This window comes from Chitinophaga sp. NPDC101104 (assembly GCF_050277495.1).
In the GTDB taxonomy this organism is placed as follows: Bacteria; Bacteroidota; Bacteroidia; order Chitinophagales; family Chitinophagaceae; genus Chitinophaga.
In genome coordinates this window covers 648,019-663,429 of record NZ_JBNNSF010000002.1, presented here as the reverse complement: position 1 = coordinate 663,429, position 15,411 = coordinate 648,019, and the positions used below count along the sequence as shown (strand labels likewise).

The 15,411-nt window shown below is 56.1% G+C and carries 13 protein-coding genes; 1 reads left to right on the top strand and 12 read right to left on the bottom strand.

Annotated elements, in window-relative coordinates; translation table 11 throughout:
• Nucleotides 1-5 precede the first annotated feature (5 nt).
• From ACQKLP_RS21390 to ACQKLP_RS21345, 10 genes are all read right to left on the bottom strand, one after another.
• The gene (locus tag ACQKLP_RS21390; protein ID WP_427324993.1) at nt 6-1,166 is read right to left on the bottom strand and encodes a FecR family protein; all 1,161 of its coding nucleotides are present in this window, start codon (nt 1,164-1,166) and stop codon (nt 6-8) included.
• 112 nt (nt 1,167-1,278) lie between these two features.
• Entirely contained in the window at nt 1,279-1,866 is a 588-nt protein-coding gene (locus tag ACQKLP_RS21385) for an RNA polymerase sigma factor (RefSeq protein ID WP_427324992.1), read from the bottom strand.
• 123 nt (nt 1,867-1,989) lie between these two features.
• On the bottom strand, nt 1,990-4,194 hold the full coding sequence (locus ACQKLP_RS21380) for a S46 family peptidase (RefSeq protein ID WP_427324991.1): 2,205 nt from the start codon (nt 4,192-4,194) through the stop codon (nt 1,990-1,992).
• A 105-nt stretch (nt 4,195-4,299) separates the two neighbouring features.
• The gene (gene lpdA, locus ACQKLP_RS21375) at nt 4,300-5,706 is read right to left on the bottom strand and encodes a dihydrolipoyl dehydrogenase (RefSeq protein ID WP_427324990.1); all 1,407 of its coding nucleotides are present in this window, start codon (nt 5,704-5,706) and stop codon (nt 4,300-4,302) included.
• A gap of 161 nt (nt 5,707-5,867) precedes the next feature.
• Nucleotides 5,868-6,527 carry a LolA family protein gene (locus tag ACQKLP_RS21370; protein ID WP_423737909.1) on the bottom strand — a complete coding sequence of 220 codons (660 nt, stop codon included), beginning with the start codon at nt 6,525-6,527 and terminating at the stop codon, nt 5,868-5,870.
• 101 nt (nt 6,528-6,628) lie between these two features.
• Entirely contained in the window at nt 6,629-9,259 is a 2,631-nt protein-coding gene (locus ACQKLP_RS21365) for a DNA translocase FtsK 4TM domain-containing protein (protein WP_427324989.1), read from the bottom strand.
• A 42-nt stretch (nt 9,260-9,301) separates the two neighbouring features.
• Nucleotides 9,302-10,393, bottom strand: a complete 1,092-nt coding sequence (locus ACQKLP_RS21360) for an alpha/beta hydrolase (RefSeq protein ID WP_427324988.1) — start codon at nt 10,391-10,393, stop codon at nt 9,302-9,304.
• A gap of 210 nt (nt 10,394-10,603) precedes the next feature.
• Nucleotides 10,604-10,990 carry a DUF423 domain-containing protein gene (locus ACQKLP_RS21355; RefSeq protein WP_427324987.1) on the bottom strand — a complete coding sequence of 129 codons (387 nt, stop codon included), beginning with the start codon at nt 10,988-10,990 and terminating at the stop codon, nt 10,604-10,606.
• Entirely contained in the window at nt 10,983-11,489 is a 507-nt protein-coding gene (locus tag ACQKLP_RS21350; RefSeq protein WP_427324986.1) for a shikimate kinase, read from the bottom strand. The genes ACQKLP_RS21355 and ACQKLP_RS21350 overlap by 8 nt, the downstream gene beginning before the upstream one ends.
• On the bottom strand, nt 11,486-12,127 hold the full coding sequence (locus ACQKLP_RS21345) for a 4'-phosphopantetheinyl transferase family protein (protein WP_427324985.1): 642 nt from the start codon (nt 12,125-12,127) through the stop codon (nt 11,486-11,488). The genes ACQKLP_RS21350 and ACQKLP_RS21345 overlap by 4 nt, the downstream gene beginning before the upstream one ends.
• 67 nt (nt 12,128-12,194) lie before the next feature.
• Between ACQKLP_RS21345 and dcd the strand changes: the two genes are divergently transcribed.
• The gene (gene dcd / locus ACQKLP_RS21340) at nt 12,195-12,731 is read left to right on the top strand and encodes a dCTP deaminase (RefSeq protein WP_341840612.1); all 537 of its coding nucleotides are present in this window, start codon (nt 12,195-12,197) and stop codon (nt 12,729-12,731) included.
• 87 nt (nt 12,732-12,818) lie between these two features.
• Here dcd and ACQKLP_RS21335 read toward each other — a convergent pair whose 3' ends face one another.
• A complete protein-coding gene (locus tag ACQKLP_RS21335; RefSeq protein ID WP_427324983.1) occupies nt 12,819-14,051 on the bottom strand; it encodes a serine hydrolase domain-containing protein in 1,233 nt (410 codons plus the stop codon).
• Between the two features lie 124 nt (nt 14,052-14,175).
• Nucleotides 14,176-15,405 carry a TlpA disulfide reductase family protein gene (locus tag ACQKLP_RS21330; RefSeq protein ID WP_427324982.1) on the bottom strand — a complete coding sequence of 410 codons (1,230 nt, stop codon included), beginning with the start codon at nt 15,403-15,405 and terminating at the stop codon, nt 14,176-14,178.
• Nucleotides 15,406-15,411: the final 6 nt, after the last annotated feature.

Sequence of the window (15,411 nt, the reverse complement as noted above, 5' to 3'; positions counted from 1 at the left end):
ATGATTTATTGAATAACGGTGATGACCCGTCCCTCCACTTTGAATTTCACCTGGTAGCGTTCCAGGATCTTCAATACGCTGGTGAGGGGAAGGCTCCGTTGCATGCCGCCGCCAAAGCGCAGATCGGCTGCATCGGTTTCGTATTTTACTTTCACGTCGTACCACCTTTCCAGTTCTTTCATGACGGTTTTGATGCCGGCATCGCTGAAGCTGAAATACCCGTTCTTCCATGCCACGGCCTGTTCCACGTCTGCCGGCGAAATGCGGATGCGCCCGTTCTGGCTCACCGCCTGCTGGCCGGGGCCCAGCTGTTGCCGGTTCACGGTTACCGCGCCTTCCAGCAGGGTTACCGTCTGCGAGGGCTCCCCTTCGTAGGCCGACACGTTGAAGTGCGTGCCGGTCACTTTCACGTCCGTTCCTCCCGCAGCCTTTACCACAAAAGGCTTCGAGGCATTCCTGGCCACTTCGAAATACGCTTCGCCCGTCAGTTCCACCACCCTTTCGCTGTCTAAAAACGCAGTGGGAAATCTCAGCACGCTGGCCGCATTCAGCCAAACGGCCGTACCGTCGGGCAGGGTGAGCCGGAACTGGCCACCGCGGGGCGTTGTGAGCGTGTTCCAGGCAAAAACTTTGTTCGACCCTTCGTCTTCATACGCCACTTCGCCGCTCTGCGTCTTGCTGATACGCGTGCCGCCCTGTTGCGCGAGTTGCCCGTCTGCAGCCGTATCCAGCACTATCACCTGGCCATTGGCCAGCATGAGCGAGGCGTGATTGCCGCCCGGCGGGACATCGTTTTTATATCGCCCGTCCATCGAAACCGCCGCCGGCGGCAGTTTCTCGCGTTGCAGCCCGAAATATTGCCATCCTGCAACCGCCAGCAATCCTGTTACCACAGCCGCTACCGCCCATTTCTTCCAGCTGCGCCGCATTGGCACCACCGGAGCGCCCCCATCGGCATCCAGGATCCGCTGCCGCACGGCCTCCCAGCGTTCAGGATCGTACTCCCCGCCGCCGGCCGATGCGTTCATCATATCGGTCAGCAGCGCTATGAAAAGAGCTTCATTTCCTTCATCCTGCAACAACGCGTGGAGTTCCTCCGTTTCCGCCGCAGACATGCGGCCATGGAGATGCAGACCAAGTAAATGCCTCAGTTTATCTTCCTGCATAAATTCGTAAGTTCATTTTGTGGAATAGTGCCAGTCGCCCGGGGCTTACAACCCCTCCGTTATATAAGAATCCGCCGCAAAAGAAAAGGACCTATCCTTCCCAAAAAAAATTTCAACGGCAGAGAAACAGCAGCAGCGGAATGATCCGCCCATGCTTCGCCAGGTACGCTCTCACATCCTTCAAAGCCAATACCAGCGTATTTTTCACGGAATTCGGGGAAAGCCCCAGTTCAGCCGCGATCTCCGGGATCTTCATGCCCAGTTGCCTGCTCATCGTAAACACGCGCCTGCGCTGCCCCGGCATTTTCGATACCGCCTCGCCGATGAGCCTGGAGGTTTCGCGCATCGTCAGCTCCGCCTGCAGGCTGTCATCGCCCTCCTCCTCCCCCACTGCCGCGCCCGCGCGCAGCCGCATTTGCCGCGCTTCCTTCCGCATCCATGTATAGCATTCGTTGGCCACTACCTTGTAAAGCCAGGCTTTCGGCTGTTCTACTTCCGGCAGTTTATCACGGCTGAGCCACACGCGCAGAAACGAAGCCTGCACCACTTCCTCGGCGGCGGCCTGCTGCTTTACCATGCGGAGTATGAACGGGAGGAGCGCCGAAACGGTGGTACGGAACAGTATGCCGAATGCTTCTTCGTCTCCTTCACTGATCCGGTTAAACAGTTGGTTGATGTTAATAGGCGAAAGTTGGTCCATGTATGCGCTGTGTCGTCCGGTTAAGTGCTGTTGGATAAAAGTACTGAAAATGAAGTATGTTTTTCCGCAGCTGCAAAAAAAAGCCGGTCTTCGCAGACCGGCTTTCCTTCCCGAATGTATGCGTTACGCCGCCTTCCTGCGAACGGGCACAACTTTCGATTTCTTCGGATGCACGAGTTTCATTTCTTCCACCAGGTGCGTGGCCCCGGCGAATTTGTCGACTACGAAAAGTACGTAGCGAATGTCTACCATGATGTTGCGGCAGATAGACGCGTCGTAGTTGATGTCGCTCATCGTGCCTTCCCAGGTGCGGTCGAAGTTCAGGCCGATGAGGTTGCCGTGCGCGTCCAGGGCGGGACTGCCGGAATTGCCGCCGGTGGTATGGTTGGAGGCGATGAAGCACACCGGCATTTTGCCGTTTTGTCCATATTGTCCGTAGTCCTTACTGGCGTGGAGCTGGCGGAGTTTCTCCGGAACGTCGAACTCGTAATCGCCCGGTTTGTATTTTTCCATGACGCCGTCGAGCGTGGTCATGAAATCATATTCCACGGCGTCGCGGGGAGCATAGCCGCCCACTTTGCCGTAGGTAAGGCGCAGGGTGCTGTTGGCGTCGGGATAGAAGCGCCGGTCTTTCAGCACATCCATCTGCGCCTGCATGTAGCGGCGCTGGAGGCGGTTGATGTCTGACTGGATGGCGTCGTGCGGTTTGCTGACCAGTTCGGCATAGCCGTTTCGCAGGCCGATGAGGAGCCTGGTGGCAGGGTCTTTCCAGATATCGGTGGCCACGGTGGCGTAGGGCCGGTCGAGGAATGCTTTCAGCGCGTCGTAGCTGGTGAGCGCCGATTTGCCGAAGATATTGTCTGCCGTGGTTTTGCCGTCTTTATTCGTTTCCATCCAGATCTGGTAACCTTCGCCGCCGATCTTGTTGGAGGGCACTTCCTTGAAATACAGGTCCAGCAAAGCCGTGGTCACGTCTTTGTCTACCGCGGTGCTGTAGTTTTTGAAAGTGGGCTCGGTGGAAGCGAGGAATTTGTCGCGCAGCGCGGGATATTCGGCTTCGCCTTTCGCACGGACGTCCTGCATGAGGTTCACGACGTTGTTGGCCATGTTGAGGATTTCCGTGTTGCGGACGAGCTCGGTATAATAATCGCGGGCCACGGCATAGGGTGCCAGGTCGTCGTACAGTTTGTTGAGCGAATCCAGCAATCCGCCGTATTCCTTGCGCAGCGCGGGATTGGCCTGTACGCCTTCGGTGAAGCGCTTTTCATACGCCAGTTTCCGCTGGATGCCCCCGGTCTGCTGCACGCCCTGCATCTCGCCGATCCATTTTTTCCAGGCGTTGGCCATAGACGCCTGTTTGGCGGCATATTGAATCTTGATCTGGCTGTCTTTGCGCATATACCCGTCGATCACCTTGAGCGCCGCATCGCGCATGCCAACGCGCGCAGGGTCCTGCCCTTCCACGGTCAGCTGCATGGCGCGGGAAGGCAGGTATTCGTTGGTGCGGCCGGGGAAGCCGAACACCATGGTGAAATCGTTTTCCGCTACACCGTCCAGCGAAATGGGCAGGAAGTGTTTGGGCTGCAGGGGCACGTTTTCCAGGCTGTATTCGGCGGGTTTATTGTCTTTCCCCGCATAAACGCGGAACATGGAGAAGTCGCCCGTATGGCGGGGCCACATCCAGTTATCGGTATCGGCGCCGAATTTGCCGATGGAAGACGGCGGTGTGCCTACGAGGCGGACGTCTTTATAGGTTTCGGTCACGAAGAGGAAATATTGGTTGGCTTCGAAGAAGGGCTTGATGAGCACTTCCTGCCAGGATTCCTTTTTCGCGGAAGACTTGATGGCTGCGAGGTTTTTGTCGATGGCCGACTGCCGGCCGCGCTCGTCGAGTTCTCCGCCCACGCCGGCGAGGGCTTGTTTGGTTACGTCTTCGATGCGGACGATGAAGGTGGCGGTGAGCCCGGGATTGGGGAGCTCTTCGCGCTGTGTGCGCGCCCAGAAGCCCCTGTCGAGGTAGTTATTTTCGAGCGTGGTGTGTTTCTGGATGGCGTCGTACCCGCAATGGTGATTGGTGAGGAGGAGGCCTTTGGAGGAGATGATCTCGCCGGTGCAGAAACCGCCGAAGCTCACGATGGCATCTTTCAAACTGCCCTTATTCACGTTGTAAATATCGGACGCGTTGATTTTCAACCCCATTCCCTTCATTTCTTTCTCGTTCAGCGAGCCCAGCAGGTGGGGGAGCCACATCCCTTCCGTAGCGGAAGCGGAGATATGGGTGGCGATAAATGCCCCCAGCAGCAGGTATAGCTTAAAAGTTTGCCGCATAAGTTTGATTTGGTGAAACAAAGCGGCAATTTAAGGAAAGCGCGCAACATGAAAAAAGGGCGTCCCGATGAACCGGGACGCCCTTCCATATGCGGTAATAAACTATTACAGGTGGATGGCTTCGCCATAAGCCGCCTCGATGGCATCTTTAACCGCCTCGGCCATGGTCGGGTGCGGGTGGATGCTGTTGAGCACTTCCTGGTAAGTGGTTTCCAGGGTGCGGGCGGTAACGGTCTGCACGATGGCTTCCGTCACGTTCGCACCGATCATGTGGGTGCCCAGCCATTCGCCGTATTTGGCGTCGAAGATCACTTTTACGAAACCTTCGGTAGCGCCGGCGCCAACGGCCTTGCCGGAAGCGGTGTAGGGGAATTTGCCCACTTTCACTTCATAACCGGCTTCTTTCGCCGCTTTCTCGGTATACCCTACGGAAGCGATCTCAGGCGCGCAATAGGTACATCCCGGAACGTTGTTGTAGTCGACAACCGCGGGTTTGTGGCTGTATTTCTTTTCGTTGTAGGCGATGGCTTCCACGCAGATGATCGCTTCGCGGGAAGCAACGTGCGCGAGGGCCTGGCCGGGAACGATGTCGCCGATAGCGTAAACGCCGGCAACGTTGGTGGCGTAGTATTTATCGACCAGTACCTTGCCCTTGTCGGTTTTAACGCCGAGGGTTTCGAGGCCGATGTTTTCGATGTTGGAAGTGATACCCACGGCGCTCAGCACAACGTCTGCTTCGAGGGTCACTTCGCCGGAAGCGGTTTTCACCTTGGCTTTTACGCCGGTTTTGGTAGCTTCAACGGCTTCTACGGAAGAGTTGGTCATCACGTCGATGCCTTTCTTCTTGTAGATTTTCTCCAGTTCCTTGGAGATATCTTCGTCTTCAACCGGCACGATGCGCGGCATGAATTCAACGATGGTCACTTTGGTGCCCATGGTAGCATAGAAGTAAGCGAATTCCACGCCGATGGCGCCGGAGCCTACTACGATCATGCTTTTGGGCTGAGCGGGGAGGTTCATGGCCTCGCGGTAGCCAATCACGGTTTTGCCGTCGATCTTCAGGTTCGGCAGCTCGCGGGAGCGGGCACCGGTGGCGAGGATGATATGTTTGGCTTCGTGAACGGCGGTTTTACCATCTTTGTCGGTTACTTCCACCTGTCCTTTCGCTTTCAGTTTACCGTTGCCGAGGAGCACGTCGATCTTGTTCTTCTTCATGAGGAACTGAACGCCTTTGCTCATTTTATCGGCCGCGCCGCGGGAACGTTTGATCACCGCGGGGAAATCAGCTTTCGCATCGCCTACGGTCACGCCGTAATCTTTGGAATGCTGGATATATTCCATTACCTGTGCAGATTTCAACAATGCCTTGGTTGGGATACATCCCCAGTTCAAACAGATACCGCCCAAATTCTCCCGTTCTACTATCGCTGTTTTAAAACCCAGTTGAGAAGCCCGGATAGCCGCCACGTATCCACCGGGACCGCTACCAATTACGATTACGTCGTATGCCATATTGCTTGATTTTTAAAATAAACGTGGCAAATGTAGTAAAAAAAAGGAAAGTTACCCATGATATCCGCCCAGACATGACAATGCCGGGATACTCGGCCCAACGGCCATAAAAAAGGGCCCCCTTGCGCAGGGGGCCCTTTTCATATCTTCCGTAGCCGTAATTACCTGAGGTCCACCACCTCAACACCGGGATGCTTCTTGGCGTCGAAGGTGAACATATCGTCGGTCACCGCGCCATTGGGCTGGAAACTGTTGATCTCGTAAGTATAACGGTTGCCGTTTTTCTCGAACACTTTCATGCGCGCCAGCGTCTGCGTCTTCTTGTCCACATCGATCAGCACTTTGAAGAAAGGCTTCGATTTGTCGGTCGGGGTAAGCTCGATATTCTGCAGCACTTTCCCTTTCTCGCTGGTTTCGCCGTTCAGTTTGTACAGGAAATCCTTGTCGTAGAAGTTGGTGAAGATCTTCGCCGGCGTCATGCCCTGGCTGCTTTGGTCCACATTATTGATGGTCACCTCGTTCACGTCTTTGGCGTAGGTCCAGGAAGTCTTGTTGTCGCTGATGATCTCCTGGTCGCCCATCACCACCTTATATTTCGTGCCTTTTACGTACACCGAGCCCTTTTTGGAGTCGGACACGCTGTTATTGGCACCTTCCACTTTCAAAACGAAATTGGCGATAACAGATTTGAGGGACTTGAACTTCTTGCTCACGTTGTCGAGCACCACCTTGGCCTTCGGATCGCTTTTGCCCGTCTGTGCCATGGCGCCGCCCATCAGTCCGCAAAGGACCAGCCCCGTAAATACCGTTTTCTTGATCATTCTGTTCATTTTAAGTTTATTCTCAGGTAAGATAGACAAATGTTATGCCGACACGTTTAAATCCTCCTGTTAAAGAAATGCAAAATTATTACAAAATATGCTTATAACATACTATTCAGGATCTCTTCGAGGTCGGCTTCCGTTTTCACGTTCACTTCCCTGGCCTTGCTGCCCATGTTGGGCCCCACGATCCCGGCGGCTTCCAGCTGGTCCATGAGCCGGCCCGCCCTGTTATAGCCCAGTTTCATGCGGCGTTGCAGCAAAGACGTGGACCCCTGCTGGTTTTGCACGATCACGCGGGCAGCTTCCTCAAACAGCGGGTCCCGGTCGGCCAGGCTGAAATCCTTCCCTTCCATGTCTTTCTCGTCGATATATTCCGGCAGCAGGAACGCATCCGGGTAGCCGCGCTGTTCGCCGATGAATTCGGCCACAGACTCCACTTCCGGCGTATCCACGAAGGCGCACTGGAGGCGCACCACCTCGCCGTTGAAGGAAATGAGCATGTCCCCCTGGCCGATCAGCTGCTCCGCACCGCCGGTATCGAGGATGGTGCGGGAGTCGATCTTCGAGGAAACCTTGAACGCGATACGCGCCGGGAAGTTGGCTTTGATGGTACCGGTAATGATATTGACGGACGGGCGCTGCGTGGCGATGATCAGGTGGATGCCCACGGCACGCGCCAACTGGGCCAACCGCGCGATCGGCATTTCCACTTCCTTGCCGGCCGTCATGATCAGGTCGGCGAACTCGTCGATCACCAGTACGATGAATGGCAGGTAGCGATGCCCTTTCTGCGGATTGAGGCGGCGTTGGGTAAACTTGGCGTTGTACTCGCGGATATTGCGCGTACCTGCTTCTTTCAGCAGGTCGTACCGCAAATCCATCTCGATACAAAGCGCATTGAGCGTATGCACCACCTTTTTGGTATCGGTGATGATGGCGTCTTCCTCACCCGGCAGCTTCGCGAGGAAGTGCTTCTCGATGAGCTTGTACAGGCTCAGCTCCACTTTCTTCGGGTCTACCAGCACGAATTTCAGCTGGGAAGGATGTTTTTTGTACAGCAGGGAAACGAGCAGGGTATTGATACCCACCGACTTACCTTGCCCGGTAGCGCCCGCCATGAGCAGGTGGGGCATTTTGGCGAGGTCGGCGATGAAATTCTCGTTATCGATCTTTTTACCGATGGCGATGGGCAGGTCCATCTGGCTATGCTGGAATTTATCGGACGCGAGCATGTTGCGGAGCGAAACGATAGTTTTCTTCACGTTCGGCACCTCGATACCGATGGTACCGCGGCCCGGGATGGGCGCGATGATACGGATACCGAGCGCGGAAAGGCTCAGTGCGATGTCGTCTTCCAGGTTTTTGATCCGGGAGATGCGCACGCCGGCCGCCGGTACGATTTCGTACAGGGTAACGGTGGGGCCCACGGTGGCGCTGATCTTCTGGATGGAAATATCGTAGTTCTTGAGGGTGTCGATGATCTGGTTCTTGTTCTTTTCCAGCTCCGACGCGTCTTGCACGATCTTGTCCGACCCGTGGTTTTCCAGCAGGTCGAGCGCGGGGTATTTATAGTCGCGCAGGTCTAGCGTGGGCTCGTAAGGGTCAACTGGCACCGCTTCGCGGACGGGCACGATCTCTTCCACTTCCTCGTCTGTCGGGTCTTCATACACCGGTTTGATCTCGAAGGCTACGTCTTCCACCACCCTGGGTTTGCGGGGGGCAGGCGGCGGGATGTCGAGCGGGATGGGTGCGGGCTCCGGATCGGGCAACGGTTGCGGCGGCGGCGCATCGTCGTGGATGGTGAGCTTCAGCTCTTCCAGCGCCAGGTCTTCTTCCGGTTCGGGCATGGCGAACGGCGGAGGGGTGGTGGCGAAGGGGGCCGTTTCTTCCCTTTCGATCAGCTGTAACGCCGGATCGAACGCTTCTTCTTCCTCTTCTTTGAAAACGGGCGGGGCATCGCCTTTCAGGCCGTTGTAGCGGTCGTTGATGGAAGGCGCGTTCCGCAGGTCTTCCACTTCCCCTTCATCTTCCGCCTCTTCTTCCGCATAGGCCGGCATGACCGGTTTGGCGGCTTTGGCCTGTTTTTCGGGCCATTTGAAATCGAGGTTGAATTTCCAGATGAGCCAGCAGATGCCTGCGGTGATGAGCAGCAGGCCGGTGCCGGTTTTCCCGAGGAAACCGCTCACCCATTTATTCAGCGCGTCGCCCATGGCGCCGCCCCAGGGGAAGGCCGATTTACCGGAAAGGAAAGCGAACGTCATGCTGAGGAAAAGCAATCCGAAGATGATGTATTTCACATTCCGCCAGAAGCGGAAAACCCTCCGCCCCACGATGAAATTGATGCCTACGATAAAGAAAAAGTAGGTGAACAGGTACGACGCCACGCCGAACCCTTTATAGAAAAACCAGTGCGACGTAAATGCGCCCAGCCTTCCCAGCAGGTTGTCTACATCCACATCGTCGCGGAAAAGCACGGAGGAGGAATAGCGGAATACCTTGTCCTGGTCTTCTTCCCAGGTGAAGAGATAAGACGTGAACGCGATGAAACAATAAAGGGCCAGCAGCAGGAAAACGGCGCCCAGCACTTTGTGGGTCCGCTCGTCCTTCACCAGTTCCCGCACTTTCACTTCCGGCTCCTTGTCGGGCTTGAGCACGTCGGGATTGGGGGCCGGGGCCTCTTTCTTCTTTTTTGGTTCTTTCTTCTCTGATTTCAGTTTGTTACCTGCCATAATCGAATTCAAAATTAAACTATAGCCGGGCAATCGCGGAAATTATTTCCGCAGGCCGGTTTGAAGCCGTATCCAGTTGGATATTTCGCTGAGCACGGCTGGTGATATGGTTTCCGTCAGCCGTCCGTATTCCTGGACCTGACAGCTTTTACATGTTTGGAAAAGATGGTTGAGCCCGGGCATTTCGCGGACATCCGCATTTTTAATGCCGTTCTTCCATCCCGGAAGATGAACGCTGCTGATTACCTGCACGTCTTTATCGCCGTTGAGCGCCAGCACCGGACATTTCACTTTGGCAAAATAGGGTTTTGGATCGAAACGGACGATGGAAAGGTATTCAGGGGTCAGATATTGTGATGAAACCTGTTGGATGAACGTCCCTTCCTGCATGTTTTTCCGGATATTCGGGTTGTCGTCGTATTGCGCTTTGGCGTTGCTGCGGATGCGGGCCCTCAGTGCAGCGGTGTCCTTTTCCTGTAAAATGGCGTCCATCATCCTGCGCTGGTAGCCCAGCTGTTGTTGCAGGATGGAATCGCCGACCTGGAATTGCGTGAGGATCGCTTCGGTCTGGCTCATGATCAGCTCGTCTCCCCCGACGCCGGGCCCCGCCATGGAAACGAGGAACTTTACCGCGGGGTTTTCCGCGGCCAGTATCACTCCGATGGCCCCGCCTTCGCTGTGCCCGATCACCCCGATCTTTTTCACATCCACGTCCGCCCTGCCTTTCAAATATTCCAGCGCGGCGGCGGCGTCTCTTGTAAACTCCGCGATGCCGCTGCCTTTCATACTGCCGGTGCTCTCCCCTACCCCGCGATCGTCGTACCGCAACACGGCGATACCGTTGCGGGTCAGGTAATCGGCGATGACAAGGAAAGTTTTATGACCGAACAAGTTGCTGTTCCGGTCTTGCGGGCCGCTGCCGGAAATGAGGACCACGGCCGGGTACTTCCCTGGCTCGAACGGGCGGGTGAAACTGCCCGCCAGCGAAAGACTGTCTTTCCGGTTGGGGAAATACACGTTTTCGGCGTGATAGGGATATTTGGGCTTGGGTTCCTGGGGGCGCTCCTGCCCGTAGGCTGCCGAAGCCGCTACCAGCAAGGCCAGCACGAAATGGAGTTTGTGCAAGATCGACATGTGTGAATGATTTGCAGGTTTGTTGGACGCGGGTCCTTATGCAAAATATATGCAGGAATTGTGAATCCAGCAAAATGATGTGACCGGGAGGGGATTTCCGGACGCCCGCGGGTTGCCGGGCGCCCGGGCCGTGGCACGGCAAAAGCCGCGTCCCTGTTGGCAAGTCGCATATTTTCATAGGCCCCGATTCCGGGAAACGACTAAAAAAGATTATTTCTTAAGAATTCCCACCAGCAGGCAAACCCACCCGGCGATGAAGAGCAGTCCGCCCACGGGCGTGATGGCGCCGATGCCGCGGAGCCCTACGGTTTCGGTGGCTTTCAGCAACGTGAGCACGTACAGCGAGCCCGAGAACAGGAGGATGCCCCCGAGGAAGAGGCGCCCGGCCCATACGAGTTGGGGCGACGGTACATGGGCGTAGAGGATGCCTACGGCCAGCAGTGCGAACACGTGGTAGAACTGGTAGGTGACGCCGGTCTGGAACGTGCTCACGGTTTCGGGCGGCACGAGTTCCTTGAGCTTGTGCGCGCCGAATGCGCCGAGGACCACGGAGAGGGCGCCGAGGGCGGCGGCCCAGACTAAAAACGATTTATGCATGGTGGATCAGTTTGTCAAAAGTCTCCAAAGTTATCTCATCGTCACTGATGATCACCTGACTTTGCTCATAATAGGGCTGGCGTTCCAGTAATTTTTTCTCGGTGAAAGCGGCCAGGTCTTCCGGCGTAAGGTCCTGGATGAGGGGGCGCTTGTGCTGTTTCCGCTGGAGGCGCTCTACCATAACGGCAACGGAAGGATTGAGCCAGATCGTTTTACCGGCTTCGTTCATGAAATCCATGGTGTCGGAGAAACAGGGCGTTCCGCCGCCGCAGGAGATGAGGAAGCTGTCGTTATCAAACGCCAGTTCGCGCAGCAGCCTGCTTTCCAGCTCGCGGAAATAGGTTTCGCCTTTGGTGTTGAAGATATCGGCGACCGGCATGCCTTCGTACTCCACGATCACATCGTCGAGGTCGAAGAACGGCAGGTTCCAGTGGGCGGCGAGCTGCTTGCCCCAATAGGATTTTCCGGCTCCCATAAAACCCAGGAGAAAAATTTTCATGGCTCGTTCGGTTGTTTGTTTTCGCCGGCCGTCCAGGCGAGGCATAGGTTATTGTCGATGATATATTGCATGTTCAGGCAGGCCATCCTGTCTTCCTTGAGGAAATCGCAGACGAGCATGCCCGTTTGCTGCAGGGGGAAAGCCTGGAGTTGCATATTGGCTTTGAAATCGAGCCCGCCGAGGCCGTACCATTTGTAAACGGCTTCCTTGGCCGACCAGCAAACGGTCTGGTGCTCCAGTTTCCGGATGCCGGAGATGAACTGCTGTTCGCGCTCGGCGAGGAATTTGTGGGCTACCCGCCCGATTTTGGGCTGTACGTTTTCGATATCGATGCCCACATGCTCGCGGGTGCTCACGATAGCGGCGGCAAAATCGCCGCAATGCGAGATGGAAAAATAATAAGGATTTCCCGGAATATACGGTTTTCTGCTGTCGAGCACCCTTATTTCATGCACGGGCAGGTCGGGGAACAGTTCCACGAGCAGGTAACGCCCCGCAAAATGCTGGAGGCGCTTGTGCGGATGGTGAACGCCGGGGTCGATGTTCACCCTTTCCCTGAAAAACCCTTCTTCTTCACCAATTTTCCACACTCCCAGCCGGGTGGCGGGATCGATTTGTATCGTTCGTATTAAAGCCATAAATTCGCCGCTTAAACGCGAATTTAACGGGAATTAAGCAACCGGCCTAACCTAAACACCATCACGCATGATCTTGTCTGACAAAAGAATTCTGGAGGAAATTGAAAAGGGCACCATCGTGATCAGCCCTTACGACCGGAAATACCTCGGTACCAACTCGTACGACGTGCACCTGGGCAAATACCTGGCCACGTACGCAGACCGGGTGCTGGACGCCCGCCGGCACAACGAGATCGTGCATTTCGAGATCCCCGACGAAGGTTTCGTGCTGCAGCCCAACACCCTCTACCTGGGCGTTACCCTCGAATACACGGAAACCCACGCCCATGTGCCCTTCCTGGAAGGCAAAAGCAGCACCGGCCGCCTGGGGATCGATATCCATGCCACCGCCGGCAAAGGCGATGTAGGCTTCTGCAACACCTGGACGCTGGAGATCTCCTGCGCCCAACCCGTCCGGATCTACCACGGCATGCCTATCGGACAGCTCATTTATTTCGTGGTGGAAGGCCAGATCGAAACGCTTTACAATAAAAAAGGCAACGCCAAATACAACGGCCGCACCGTCCGCCCCGTCGAATCCATGATGTGGAAGAACGAATTCTAAGCCGGAACGATATTGCCAAAACGGGCTGCACCCTTCGGGGATGCAGCCCGTTTTATTTACGTCCGGCAGGCATTCGGTGTACTGCAACTATTCCAGCGCCCCGTACGCCAGCACCCTGAATTTCCGCACGAACTCGCCGTACCAGGCGTACGGGCTCACGTTCGTGAACACCATCATCACGATCCCTTCTTTCGGGTCGATGGTATATTCGGAACAGTAAGCGCCGCCCCAGGTGAGGGAACCGGGTGTAGCCTGGTCGCCATAGCGCGTGTCTTCCGTAATGATCTGCAGGCCCAGCCCGAACTTGTCGTTCCTGTCCCACACAAAACTGTTCCCGATCTGGTTCCGGCCCATGAGCTCAACCGTTTTGCGCGACAGCAGCCGCACATGATTGAAGCTTCCGCCGTTCAGCACCAGCTGGCAAAGCTTCGCGTAATCCGCTACCGTGCTTACCAGTCCGGCGCCGCCGAGATATAAGGTTTGTTTCCCGGCGATGGGAAACGTCCGGTTGGAAACGCTGCCGTGGAGGGTCAGCGGCGCATCCATCTCCCCTTTGGCGTACATTTCCACCAGTCTGCCCGCCTTTTCTTTCGGCAGGTAGAAATAAGTATCGTTCATCCCGAGGGGCCTGAAGATCCGTTCGTGGAAAAAATCTTTCAGGCTCTTGCCGGAAATCACTTCCACGATCCTTCCCGCCACGTCCGTATTGTACCCGTATGTGAACTGCTCACCTGGATCGTGCGTCAGCGGGCGTTTCGCCACCTGTTTGATCAACTCCTCCGTCGTCAGCCCGTTCAGATCGCTGAGATAAACGTTCGGCTCCTTGACGGTGGGGTGCTGGTAGGGAATCCCCGCGGAATGCGACAGCAGATGCCGGATCGTAGGGGGCGTTTTCGGCGGACGGGTGCCGCCGTTGCCGTCAAGCACCTGCACGTCTTTGAATTCCGGGAGGAATTTGGCGATGGGATCGTCCAGGAAAAGGCGCCCTTCTTCGTACAGCATGAGCACGGCGACGGTGGTTACCAGCTTGGTTTGCGACGCGATGCGGAAGATATCGTCCGTCCGCGCCGGGGTTTTCTTTTCGAGATTACTGAACCCGAACGCTTTGTTATGCACGATCTGCCCTTTCCGGGCGATGAAGGTGACGGCGTTGGGCGCCAGCCCGCGGGCAACGGCGGCTTCGAAAAAGCTGTCGATCCGATGGAGGCGCTCCGCCGAAAACCCGGCAGCCGCGGGCGTGGTGGCGTTGCGGAAAGTTTGCTGCGCGGAAAGCGGTACGGTCATCATCACCGCTCCCAGCAAGACAAGGAAAGATTTCATAAACGTGTATGCTTGTACTTTAAGCGTGAAATATAGGCAGAAAAGCACATTTTTCCGACTGCTCCGGCACAAAAAAACCGGGCGCCCCATGCGCCCGGTCCTCCTTTTATTCGTTTGGTTTGCATCAATCCAACAACCTGTCCATCAATGCATTGAATTCCCTTTTATAGGTTTCGTAGTGCTCTCCCGTACCCGGGCCGTTAAACCCGGTATGCACTTCCACCACCTTGCCGCTCCGGTCGAGGTAAATGGTGGTCGGGAAGCCTTTCAGCCCCGTCAGTTGCGGCAGCGTCTTCTCCGTTTTCTGCGGATCGGCAGGCGTTACGCCGGTAATGAGCACGGGCCAGGTGACGTCGAACCGCTTTGCGAAACCTTCCGCGGCCTTCTTCGATTTCTCGAAATCGGTGGTGCGCTCATACGCCAGCATCACGATTTCCACGCCCCTGTCCTTGTTCTTTTTATACCATTCGCTCAGGTACGCGGTTTCGTCCATGCAATTGGGGCACCACGATCCCGAAACCTGAACGATCACGGCTTTGTTCCTGAAACGCTCGTCCTGGATGGATACGGGCTTGCCGTCGAGATCAGGGAATTTGAAGTCGAGCTTGGTGCCGGGCATTTTCACGGTATTGAGCGTGGTAGCGTCCTGCAGGCGGGCCGAGCTGTCTTTCCGCGCGCTGAACTGCTGCTTGGCAGTGATGCCTGCCAGGAAGCGGCCGCCACTGAGCGTGGAGTCGTTTTCGATATGCGCGGTAAACAGGTAGGCGTGCGAGCCGTCGAACGTCGAAAGTTTAAGGGAATCCCCGTCCACCACGCCCTGGAGATAACGGTAATCGCCAGACGGAGTGAGGAACGTGCCGGTTACCTGGCTGCCCTGCTGCGAGAATTCGCCGATGGCGAAAGAACTGTCTTTCCCCGGCTCATCGTAAAACCAGGTGGGCCAGCGGCCGGAAATGTTGCGGGTAGCGGGTTTCGTAACCGCGAACCGGTCGGATTTGCCGGGCTGCGCATAGAAATCGATGTCTACGTCCTTATCTGCAAGGTGGCGGATCCATTTCCCTTTCAGGCTGCCGTTGAGGTATACCGCGGCTTTGAATTCCGAATCGAAGAACGGCATGCGGATGAAAACGGAATCGCCTTCCATGTTCACTTCATCTACCCGCATCCTTTCGCCGGCATTGGTGACGTAAATGATCTGCGAACCGGCGCTGTCGGCCACCTCGAAGTTGAATACGATCTGTCCGCCGTCTGCGCGGTTCAGCTGCGCCTGCCAGGGGCCTTTGGTGAGGCCCGCCTGCCGGGTGGGCGTGCAGGCGCTGAACGCAACGGCGGCTATCAATAAGGTCCTTTTCATGTTGTT

Coding starts and splice junctions, on each gene's coding strand:
- ACQKLP_RS21345 (WP_427324985.1), bottom strand. CDS start 12,127: ATGGCTTTAATACGAACGATACAAATCGATCCCGCCACCCGGCTGGGA.
- lpdA (WP_427324990.1), bottom strand. CDS start 5,706: ATGGCATACGACGTAATCGTAATTGGTAGCGGTCCCGGTGGATACGTG.
- ACQKLP_RS21335 (WP_427324983.1), bottom strand. CDS start 14,051: ATGAAATCTTTCCTTGTCTTGCTGGGAGCGGTGATGATGACCGTACCG.
- ACQKLP_RS21380 (WP_427324991.1), bottom strand. CDS start 4,194: ATGCGGCAAACTTTTAAGCTATACCTGCTGCTGGGGGCATTTATCGCC.
- dcd (WP_341840612.1), top strand. CDS start 12,195: ATGATCTTGTCTGACAAAAGAATTCTGGAGGAAATTGAAAAGGGCACC.
- ACQKLP_RS21355 (WP_427324987.1), bottom strand. CDS start 10,990: ATGCATAAATCGTTTTTAGTCTGGGCCGCCGCCCTCGGCGCCCTCTCC.
- ACQKLP_RS21390 (WP_427324993.1), bottom strand. CDS start 1,166: ATGCAGGAAGATAAACTGAGGCATTTACTTGGTCTGCATCTCCATGGC.
- ACQKLP_RS21365 (WP_427324989.1), bottom strand. CDS start 9,259: ATGGCAGGTAACAAACTGAAATCAGAGAAGAAAGAACCAAAAAAGAAG.
- ACQKLP_RS21385 (WP_427324992.1), bottom strand. CDS start 1,866: ATGGACCAACTTTCGCCTATTAACATCAACCAACTGTTTAACCGGATC.
- ACQKLP_RS21330 (WP_427324982.1), bottom strand. CDS start 15,405: ATGAAAAGGACCTTATTGATAGCCGCCGTTGCGTTCAGCGCCTGCACG.
- ACQKLP_RS21370 (WP_423737909.1), bottom strand. CDS start 6,527: ATGATCAAGAAAACGGTATTTACGGGGCTGGTCCTTTGCGGACTGATG.
- ACQKLP_RS21350 (WP_427324986.1), bottom strand. CDS start 11,489: ATGAAAATTTTTCTCCTGGGTTTTATGGGAGCCGGAAAATCCTATTGG.
- ACQKLP_RS21360 (WP_427324988.1), bottom strand. CDS start 10,393: ATGTCGATCTTGCACAAACTCCATTTCGTGCTGGCCTTGCTGGTAGCG.